We start from the raw sequence: 9,110 nt of genomic DNA, 5'->3' as shown, positions 1-9,110 counted from the left end.
GTGCAGATCAAGATGGCGCTTGCTGCCGGTCACACGACCAGCCGGGCCTATCCGCCTTTCGACCCGATGCAGGTGTTTGGCAATGGCGACGACAATGCCGCCCAGCCGGCAGCGGCCACCGCCAGCCAGATCTATGGCGCCAAGGTCGAAAGCGAGATGAGCTTGAAGACCGTCGATTTCCCGATCGAGACAGCGGCCTTCGACGAGAAGAGCGACCTTTCTGCCGACGAGGTGGAAAAGGTCGTGCGCGAGGCCGGCACCGATCTGAGCGACGGCGCTGTCCAGGTCGCTTCGCTGCACTATGTCGACCCGCAGCGATTCGGTGACGGCTTCGCCGAAAGCATGGCTGGCTCCTATGACGTCAAGATCGTCCCGGAAAACGTCTCGGTGTCGCCGCGTGACGCCGTCGACGACCAGGCGCCGGCCTTCGCCGAGGAAATCATCCCCTTCACCAAGGATCTCGACATTGCCGAGGCCTTCGCTGATTCGGGCTATACCGGCGAGGATGCCACCGGAATGGCCGAGGCGATCGCCAAATTGCTGAATGCCACGGCCCTCAAGGCAGGAACCGTGCTGCGCGTTGGGCTCGAGGTCCATGGCGATGTCGCCAAGATCGTTCGCACCAGCGTGTACGACCGGACCCAGCACATCGTCACCATCGCGCTCGACGACCACGACCAGTACGTGCCGGCGCAGGAGCCGGAGCCAAATCCCGAATTGCTGACGGCGTTCGACGATTCGCCTGCGCCCATAGTGCGCGGCAATCTGCCGAACATCTATGACGGCATCTACCGCACCGCCTATTCCTACGGCATGTCCAAGGCGATGACGCAACGGCTGATCAAGTTGCTGGCATCCAGTGTCGACTTTCAGTCGCGCCTCAATCCCACGGACCGCATCGAGGTGCTGTTCTCGCAGCCCGATGGCGACGACCAGGCGTCCGACGAATCCGAGCTGCTTTACGTCTCCGCGACTTTCGGCGGCACGACAAGAAATTTCTACCGTTTCCAGATGCAGGACGGCAGCACCGACTACTTCGACGAAAATGGCAGCAGCGCCGAGCAGTTTCTGCTGCGCAATCCCTTGCCCAATGGCCGATTTACGTCCGGGTTCGGTGCCAGGCGCCACCCCATTTTGGGGTATGTGAAAATGCATACCGGCACCGACTGGGCAGCTCCCGTGGGATCGCCGATCATCGCCGCAGGCAATGGCGTCGTCGAAAAGGCCGGCTGGGCCGGTGGCTATGGCAAACAGATCATCTTGCGTCACGCCAATGGCTACGAGACGTCCTACAATCACCAGAGCGCCTTTGCCAAAGGCATCGAGCCGGGTGTTCGCGTTCGCCAGGGTCAGGTTATCGGCTATCTCGGCTCAACCGGCCTCTCCACCGGTCCGCATCTTCATTACGAACTGATCGTCAACGGCACCAAGGTCGATTCGATGCGCGTCCGCCTGCCGGTCGGCAAGACGCTGAAGGGCGACGACCTCGTCGCCTTCAAGCGCGAGCGCGAACGCATCGACGACCTGCTCAAGCAGGAAGACAGCAATCAGTTGAAGGTCGCGAGCGCCAAGATCGAAGGCTGAGCCGACGTTTTTCGTCGTCAGCCCTGCTGATTCGCCGTGTCGCGCGCCCATGGCAGGCGCTCGCCCGAAACCGTCGTCCACGCAGTGATTGCCGAAAGCAGGCAAAGCAGCGCGGTCACCGCGGCAACGGCGGCGAATGCCGCGTCGCTGGCGGCAAGTCGTGCCGCATCGAGGCCGGGCGCCAGGCCGGCTGGCGGCGGTTCGCCGAAACCCGGAATGCCGGAGCCGGCACCGGTGCCGAGCACGCCAGCATAAACCCAGGCCGCCAGCGATCCCATCGCCGCCACGGCAATCAGGCCGCCGATGCGCGAGACGGCGTTGTTGATGCCCGAGGCCGCACCCGTATCCTTGTCCTCGACCGCCGTCATGATGGCGGTCGACAGCGGCGATACCACCAGCGCCATGCCGAGCCCCATCAACGCCATCAGCGGGAATACCCCCAGCCAGAAATTATGGATGCCCCAATAGGCCAGCAAGGCAAGTCCGGCAAAGGCAAGAGCCACAACCAGACTGCCGCTGGCGATCGGAAAGCGAGGCCCGATGCGGTCGGACCACTGGCCGACCGGTCCGGACAACAGTGCCATCAACGCCGACAGCGGCAGGAATATGAAACCGACCTCGGCCGCGCTCAGCCCCCATCCGGCGATCATGAGCATCGGCAGATAGAACAGATTGGCCGACAGCGCGAAATAAAGGAAGAAGGTCGCCACATTGGCGCCCGCGAACGCGCCGATCCGAAACAGCGACAGATCGATCATCGGCTCGCGCCGCCGGCGCTCGAAGACGATGAACACGACGAGCAAAACCGCACCGGCGGCAATACTCGGGCCGGACATCAGCCCCTCCCCGTCGCCGCTCATCGAGGTCAGGCCGTAAGCGAGAGCTCCGAACGCCAATATGGCGAGTGCAGCGCCGCCGAGATCGAGGCTGCGCTTTTCCGCCGGCGCGTCGGCAGGGACCTTGGCCAGCAGAAGATAGATCGAGACAAGACCGAGCGGCAGATTGATGGCGAAGATCGCCCGCCAGATGCCATCGCCGAACGCCGACAGCACGAAACCGCCCAGCACCGGGCCGAGCGCCGTCGTCAGTGCAGATGCGGCGGCCCAGATGCCGATCGCCCGGCCGCGCTCCTTTTTCGGATAGGCTTTGGCGATAATGGCCAGGCTGCCCGGCACCATGATGGCCGCTCCGACACCCTGGATAGCCCGAAATGCAATGAGCATCGCCGGGTTAGGCGCCAGCGCGCAGGCAAGCGAGGCGGCAATGAACAGCACGATGCCGGCGACGAAAGAGTGGCGCAGGCCGAAGCGATCGCCAGCGGCGCCGCCGACGAGAATGAGGGCTGAAAGCGTCAATGCATAGGCATTGGAAATCCATTGCGCCTCGGCAAGGCTGGCGCCGAGATCGACGCGGATCGCCGGCGTCGCAATGGCCAGGACCGACCCGTCGATGAAGCCGAGCGCGGAAGCCAGGATCGCGGCGATCAGCACGAACCGCCGCTGCGCCTGCGGACAGAACGTATCGGCGGGAAGCGAGCCGGTCAGGGGAACGGCACCGGTACCGACTTTGGTTGGCATGTGCATGCCGCCTTACCTAGATCGCGGGCGCGCCGGCGACAACCGGCCAGCACGGTGTTCTCGTTGAAACCAGGCCAACCTGGCCACACAGGCAGGATCACGGCGCTCCGGGTGCAAACGACAGATGCCGTGCTAAGCTTCTCGCAGCGCTACGGACAAGGGGGAAATACCGCATGAAAGGACCGCTCGAACCCTCGGCGGAAGGGCGCGGGCGCGTCGTCGGCATCACCGACGGCGTGTTCGCCATCGCGCTCACCCTGATCGTTCTCGAGATCAGGGTGCCGGCGCATGAAACGGTGCATTCCGAACGCGAGTTGATCACCGCGATCACAGCACTGGCACCGCGCTTCCTGACCTATGCGCTCAGCTTCCTGACGCTGACCATCTTCTGGTTCGGTCAGCAGGCACAACACGGGCTGATTGCAAAATCCGACCGGCGGCTTGCCACGCTGAACCTCTGCTTCCTCGGCTTCATCGCCTTGCTGCCGTTCTCGACCGACCTTCTCGCCGACTTCCTCGAATTCAGGACTGCGGTGCTCGTCTACTGGCTCAATCTTTTGATGCTCGGCCTGACGCTGCTTGCCAGTTGGCGCTATGCGGACAAGAACGGATTTCTGGCCGAAGGTGTCGACGCGGAGACCACCCGAACGGTCTATCTGCGCATCGTCAAGGCACAGATCCTGTGGGCCGTCGGCGCTGCACTCTGCCTGATCAGCCCGTTGCTCAGCGTCGGCTTCATCCTGGTGGTGCAGCTGATCTACGCGGCAGCGCTGCGCGCGCCACTGCTGCGCAAGGTCATCGGGTGAATGGAGCGACGCCTGTCCGCTTTAGGGTGTGTTGAGATTCAGGTCAGGCCGAGCCGAAAATGGTGGCTTCCGAGAACCGGAGCGTACTTTTGGGTACGTGAGCACCGGAAGCGCAGGAAGCCGCCGTTTGCAGGCCGGCATCACCTGAATATCAACATACCCTACTCGACGAACTCCACCGTCACGCCGGCCGTCACGATCTTGGCGAGTTCGCGCGCATCCCAATTGGTCAGCCGCACGCAGCCATGGCTTTCGGTCTTGCCTATCTTCGACGGATCCGGCGTGCCGTGAATGCCGTAGGTCGGCTTGTCCAGCGCGATCCAGACCGAGCCTACCGGGCCGTTCGGCCCCGGCGGGATGGTCAGGATCCTGTCGTTTTCGCCCTGCTTGAAATTGATGTTCGGGTTATAGGTGTAATTGGGATCCAGCGCGACACGCGACACCGTATGCGTACCGGACGGCGACGGTGTGTCCGACGAGCCGATAGTCGCCGGATAGGTTGCGACCAGCTTGCCCGCCGCATCATAGGCGCGGACTTGCTTGTTGGACTTGTCGGCGATGATGCGCGCCACCGGCGTCGCCACCAGCCTGCCGAAATTGGCGACCTTGATGATGGTGCCTGGACGATTGAAATTCGCGTCCGGATTGAGCTTCTTCAGATAGGTTTCATCCATATGGAAGCGTTCGGCCAGCGCTTCGGGTACCGACGTGTAGCCCATGCGATCGAGCTGGGCCTTTTGGCTGTAGTCCTCCGGTATCGAGGCGACATAGGGACCGGCCGCATCCTCGGGCGTGATCGTATAGGAGGCGAAGGCATCGCCGCCGGATTGCGCCAGGGCGGCCTGGATGCCGATCGCGTCGGTCGATTTCAGATTGCTGCCGGTGATCTCATTATAGGCGGCGAGAGCCTTGTCGACATTCGAGCCGAAGCGTCCGTCGATGACGCCGGGCGACGCACCGGCACGGTCGAGCAGCACCTGCAGCGCCGCTACGTCCTCGCGGGCGCCGAGCGCAAGCGACGGGTCGACCGCCGTCTTGCCGCCAGTGCTTGGCGGCGGGGCTGTGTCTGGCGGCAAGGCCGCCTGCTCGTTCGGCACTGTCGGCTCGACCGGCTCGATCGAGGCCTCGTTGAGCTGCTGGCGCTCGATGATGCGCGGCTTCACCGGCTGCGCCTCCGGATAATCGTTGCCGTAGCCGTCATCCCGCGGCGCTTCGGGGAACGCTTCCACTGAATTGTCGCCATTAAAATCGTAGTCGTCGGCCGGCGGCACGATGATCCTGCCCTCGTCTTCCAACTGCCTGCGGCGGTAGCGCGCCATGTCCTGCGGGTCGTCGAGATAATAGCGGTCGTCCTCGACCGGTCCGAGATTGCGCAAGCGCTCGCGGCGCAACGCACGGCGGTCGAGCCTGGTCTGGGGAGGCTGGATGGCGATAACCTTGCCGGTCTCCGCATCGACGATGACGCGGTTTCCCCTGGCATCGTAGTAGATATCGAGATTGCCGTTCTGGGCGATCAGGACGCCGCCCGCATCGGTAGCGCGAACAACCCCCGGCGCGGTGTCCGCCAGGGGTGAGGCCATCGCATTAGACGCCAGCAGCCCGGCAGCAAGCGCTGAAAGGGTGAAGATGGTGCGAAACATGGTGGCCAAGATTCTCCGGTCCGTAGATGCCGCCGTCGACGTTGTCCCCTCAGAGCCGCGTGTCCTTTCGGACGCGCAAACGACGCTCTAACGCCTGAATCTCCGCATCGCGCTTTCCGAAAATCGAATTCGATCTTCGGGCCGATGCGGCAGGCGAACCCCTTCGACGGCAAATCAGTTGTCAACCATAAGGTTCCAATATGAACCGGGCATGAAGATGGCGGATTTCTGGCCGATCAGACGACAGTGAGCCCCAATTCCTTGCGTGCCTGCTTCGTCAGCTTCAGCGCGACAAGACGGTGGCTTTCGCGCAGATAATCCTTCAGCGCCTCATCATCCATGCTTTCGCTTGTCCGGCGCTGGATCCATTTCATGCCGCGCGAGGCGAGATACGGCGCCGGCCGAAGGCCGGGCTGTTCCCTCAGCACGTCATAGGCGATATCGGAGCATTTGAAGGTGACGAACGGCTCCTTGCCTTCACTCCAGCCGCCGATCGCAAACACCTTGCTGCCGACTTTCCAGACATGCGCGCCGCCCCACTGCACGACGTGGGTCGTCGAAGGCAGCGAGGCGCAGAAACTGTTGTAGTCGTCCAACGTCATCTGCGCCCCGCCAGTGGTGTTAGACCTTGAACCGAAGGTCGGCCGATTTTTCGGAAAAGATCATGGTCAAAATTGAAGATAGGAGTTCCATCCCGATTCGATCGGGATGGAACAGGCTCTTGGCTTGAAGTCAGGCGGCCGCCTCGGTTGCCACGACTGCCGGCTTCGAGCGGAAGTTCAAGCGGTCGGAGCCGGCCGTGACCTTGACGGTCGAGCCGTCGAGGATCTCGCCGAGCAGGATCTTTTCCGCCAGCGGATCCTGCAATTCCTTCTGCATCACCCGCTTCAGCGGCCGTGCGCCATAGGCCGGGTCGTAACCCTTGGCCGCCAGCCAGTCGATCGCCTCCTGATCGAGCGAAAGCGAGATCTTGCGGTCGACAAGCAGGTTTTCCAGCCGCTTGAGCTGGATTTGGACGATCTGGCCCATATCCTGCCGGCGCAGCCGGTGGAACAGGATCACCTCGTCGATGCGGTTGAGGAATTCCGGCCGGAACGAAGCCCTGACGACATTCATCACCTCGTCGCGCACGACGTCGACATCCTGGTCCTCGCCGAGATTGACCAGATATTCGGCGCCGAGATTGGACGTCATGATGATCAGCGTATTGCGGAAGTCGACGGTGCGGCCCTGCCCGTCGGTCAGCCGGCCGTCGTCGAGCACCTGCAGCAGCACGTTGAAGACGTCCGGATGCGCCTTTTCGATCTCGTCGAACAGCACGACCTGATAGGGCCGGCGCCGTACTGCTTCGGTCAGCGCGCCGCCTTCCTCATAGCCGACATAGCCGGGAGGCGCCCCGATCAGCCGGGCGACCGAGTGCTTCTCCATGAACTCCGACATGTCGATACGCACCATGGCGCTCTCGTCGTCGAACAGGAAGCTGGCCAGCGCCTTGGTCAATTCGGTCTTGCCGACGCCCGTCGGCCCGAGGAACATGAACGAGCCGAGCGGCCGGTTCGGGTCCTGTAGGCCGGCGCGCGCGCGGCGAACCGCTTTGGACACCGCCTGTACCGCCTCACCTTGGCCGACGACGCGCTTGCCGACCTCGTCTTCCATGCGCAACAGCTTGTCGCGCTCGCCTTCCAGCATCTTGTCGACCGGGATCCCCGTCCAGCGCGAGACGATATGGGCGACGTGATCGGGGCCGACCACTTCCTCGACCATGCCGGCCTTGCCATCCCTGGCTTCGGCCTGCTGCAGCTGCTTTTCGAGTTCCGGGATCTTGCCATAGGCAAGTTCGCCGGCGCGCTGGAATTCGCCCTTGCGCTGGGCAATGGCAAGTTCGTTGCGCGTCTCGTCGAGCTGCTTCTTGAGGTCGGCGGCAAGCCCGAGCTTCTGCTTCTCGGCCTGCCATTTCGAGGTCAGCTCGGTCGATTCCTCCTCGAGGTTCGAGAGTTCCTTCTCGAGCCGGGCGAGCCGGTCCTTCGAGGCATCGTCCTTCTCGACCTTGAGCGCCTCGCGCTCGATCTTGAGCTGCATGATGCGGCGGTCGATCTCGTCCAGCGCCTCGGGCTTCGAATCGACCTGCATGCGGAGCCGCGACGCGGCCTCGTCGACGAGGTCGATCGCCTTGTCCGGCAGGAAGCGGTCAGCGATGTAGCGGTTGGACAGGGTTGCGGCCGCGACCAGTGCCGAATCCGAGATGCGCACCTTGTGGTGCTGCTCGTATTTCTCTTTCAGGCCGCGCAGGATCGAGACGGTGTCTTCGACCGTCGGCTCATTGACGAACACCGGCTGGAAGCGGCGGGCAAGGGCCGCATCCTTCTCGACATGCTTGCGGTATTCGTCGAGCGTAGTGGCGCCGACGCAGTGCAGTTCACCGCGGGCCAGCGCCGGCTTCAGCAGGTTCGACGCATCCATGGCGCCATCCGCCTTGCCGGCGCCGACGAGCGTGTGCATCTCGTCAATGAACAGGATGATGCCGCCGGCGGCAGACGTGACTTCGGAAAGCACCGCCTTCAGCCGCTCCTCGAACTCGCCGCGGTATTTGGCGCCGGCGATCAGCGACCCCATGTCGAGCGCCATCAGCTGCTTGTCCTTGAGCGATTCCGGCACGTCGCCATCGACGATGCGCAGCGCCAGCCCTTCGGCGATCGCCGTCTTGCCGACGCCGGGTTCGCCGATCAGCACCGGGTTGTTCTTGGTGCGACGCGACAGCACCTGGATGGTGCGGCGGATTTCGTCATCACGGCCGATGACCGGATCAAGCTTGCCCGCGCGAGCGTCCGCCGTCAGGTCGCGCGCGTATTTCTTCAGCGCGTCGTAGCCCTGCTCGGCGCTCGCCGAATCGGCAGTGCGACCTTTGCGTACGTCGTTGATGACCTGGTTCAGCGCCTGCGGCGTGACACCCGCCTTGGACAGGACGTCGGCGGTCTTGGCCGACTTTTCCATGGCCAGCGCCTGCAATAGCCGTTCGACGGTGACGAAGCTGTCACCGGCCTTCTTGGCCAGTTCCTCGGCGGTCGAAAACACCTTTGCCAGCGGCTGCGCCAGATAGAGCTGGCCATTGCCGCCTTCGACCTTGGGCATTGCCTCCAGGGCCGTTTCAACACCGAGCTTGACGTCACGGACATTGCCGCCGGCGCGCTCGATCAGCGACGCAGCCAGGCCTTCGTCGTCGTCGACAAGGACCTTGAGGATATGCTCGGGGGTGAATTGCTGGTGATTGCGGGAAAGCGCCATGGTTTGCGCGGACTGGATAAAGCCGCGCACGCGCTCGGAATATTTTTCAAGATTCATGCCTGTCTCCTTCCGTCACCGGCCCGCTTCGCGGCACCGGATCAGATTGCGGTGACGGACCCGCCCGTTCGAGCCGGATCCTGTTCACGCAAGATATGGGACGCAAACCACGGACCCTCAAGACGCCTCGACACTGGCGGACGCATAATATCGCGAGCGCACAA

At 63.3% G+C, this 9,110-nt stretch carries 6 protein-coding genes (1 of these 6 only partly in view); 2 read left to right on the top strand and 4 right to left on the bottom strand.

Features of this window, described 5'->3' with window-relative positions; all coding sequences use genetic code 11:
- Window positions 1-1,584: the 3' portion of a peptidoglycan DD-metalloendopeptidase family protein gene (locus NKI19_RS27450; protein ID WP_352491795.1), read on the top strand. Its footprint begins 375 nt before the window's first position; 1,584 of the gene's 1,959 nt are visible here — the last part of the coding sequence; the start codon falls outside the window, past its left edge; its stop codon occupies window positions 1,582-1,584.
- 17 nt (window positions 1,585-1,601) lie between these two features.
- Here NKI19_RS27450 and NKI19_RS27445 read toward each other — a convergent pair whose 3' ends face one another.
- Entirely contained in the window at window positions 1,602-3,161 is a 1,560-nt protein-coding gene (locus NKI19_RS27445) for an MFS transporter (protein WP_352491796.1), read from the bottom strand.
- Between the two features lie 173 nt (window positions 3,162-3,334).
- On the opposite strand from NKI19_RS27445, the gene NKI19_RS27440 reads away from it, so the two are divergent.
- Complete coding sequence (locus NKI19_RS27440; RefSeq protein WP_352491797.1) at window positions 3,335-3,967, top strand: TMEM175 family protein; 633 nt, start codon at window positions 3,335-3,337, stop codon at window positions 3,965-3,967.
- Between the two features lie 161 nt (window positions 3,968-4,128).
- Here NKI19_RS27440 and NKI19_RS27435 read toward each other — a convergent pair whose 3' ends face one another.
- From NKI19_RS27435 to clpB, 3 genes are all read right to left on the bottom strand, one after another.
- Window positions 4,129-5,607 (bottom strand): L,D-transpeptidase family protein, encoded by a 1,479-nt coding sequence (locus NKI19_RS27435; protein ID WP_352491832.1) that lies wholly within the window; start codon window positions 5,605-5,607, stop codon window positions 4,129-4,131.
- A 236-nt stretch (window positions 5,608-5,843) separates the two neighbouring features.
- Window positions 5,844-6,209 (bottom strand): MmcQ/YjbR family DNA-binding protein, encoded by a 366-nt coding sequence (locus NKI19_RS27430; protein WP_352491798.1) that lies wholly within the window; start codon window positions 6,207-6,209, stop codon window positions 5,844-5,846.
- Between the two features lie 130 nt (window positions 6,210-6,339).
- Window positions 6,340-8,946: an ATP-dependent chaperone ClpB gene (clpB, locus tag NKI19_RS27425; RefSeq protein ID WP_352566933.1), complete on the bottom strand. Its 2,607-nt coding sequence runs from the start codon at window positions 8,944-8,946 to the stop codon at window positions 6,340-6,342.
- Window positions 8,947-9,110: the final 164 nt, after the last annotated feature.

Source organism: Mesorhizobium sp. M0751 (assembly GCF_040320265.1).
GTDB lineage: Bacteria > Pseudomonadota > Alphaproteobacteria > Rhizobiales > Rhizobiaceae > Mesorhizobium.
Note: the sequence above shows the minus strand (reverse complement) of the source record. Positions and strands in the feature narration are given on the sequence as shown.

What these genes read in the sequence shown, in the direction of transcription:
- clpB (WP_352566933.1), bottom strand. Translation starts at nt 8,946, where the DNA reads ATGAATCTTGAAAAATATTCCGAGCGCGTGCGCGGCTTTATCCAGTCC.
- NKI19_RS27435 (WP_352491832.1), bottom strand. Translation starts at nt 5,607, where the DNA reads ATGTTTCGCACCATCTTCACCCTTTCAGCGCTTGCTGCCGGGCTGCTG.
- NKI19_RS27430 (WP_352491798.1), bottom strand. Translation starts at nt 6,209, where the DNA reads ATGACGTTGGACGACTACAACAGTTTCTGCGCCTCGCTGCCTTCGACG.
- NKI19_RS27440 (WP_352491797.1), top strand. Translation starts at nt 3,335, where the DNA reads ATGAAAGGACCGCTCGAACCCTCGGCGGAAGGGCGCGGGCGCGTCGTC.
- NKI19_RS27445 (WP_352491796.1), bottom strand. Translation starts at nt 3,161, where the DNA reads ATGCCAACCAAAGTCGGTACCGGTGCCGTTCCCCTGACCGGCTCGCTT.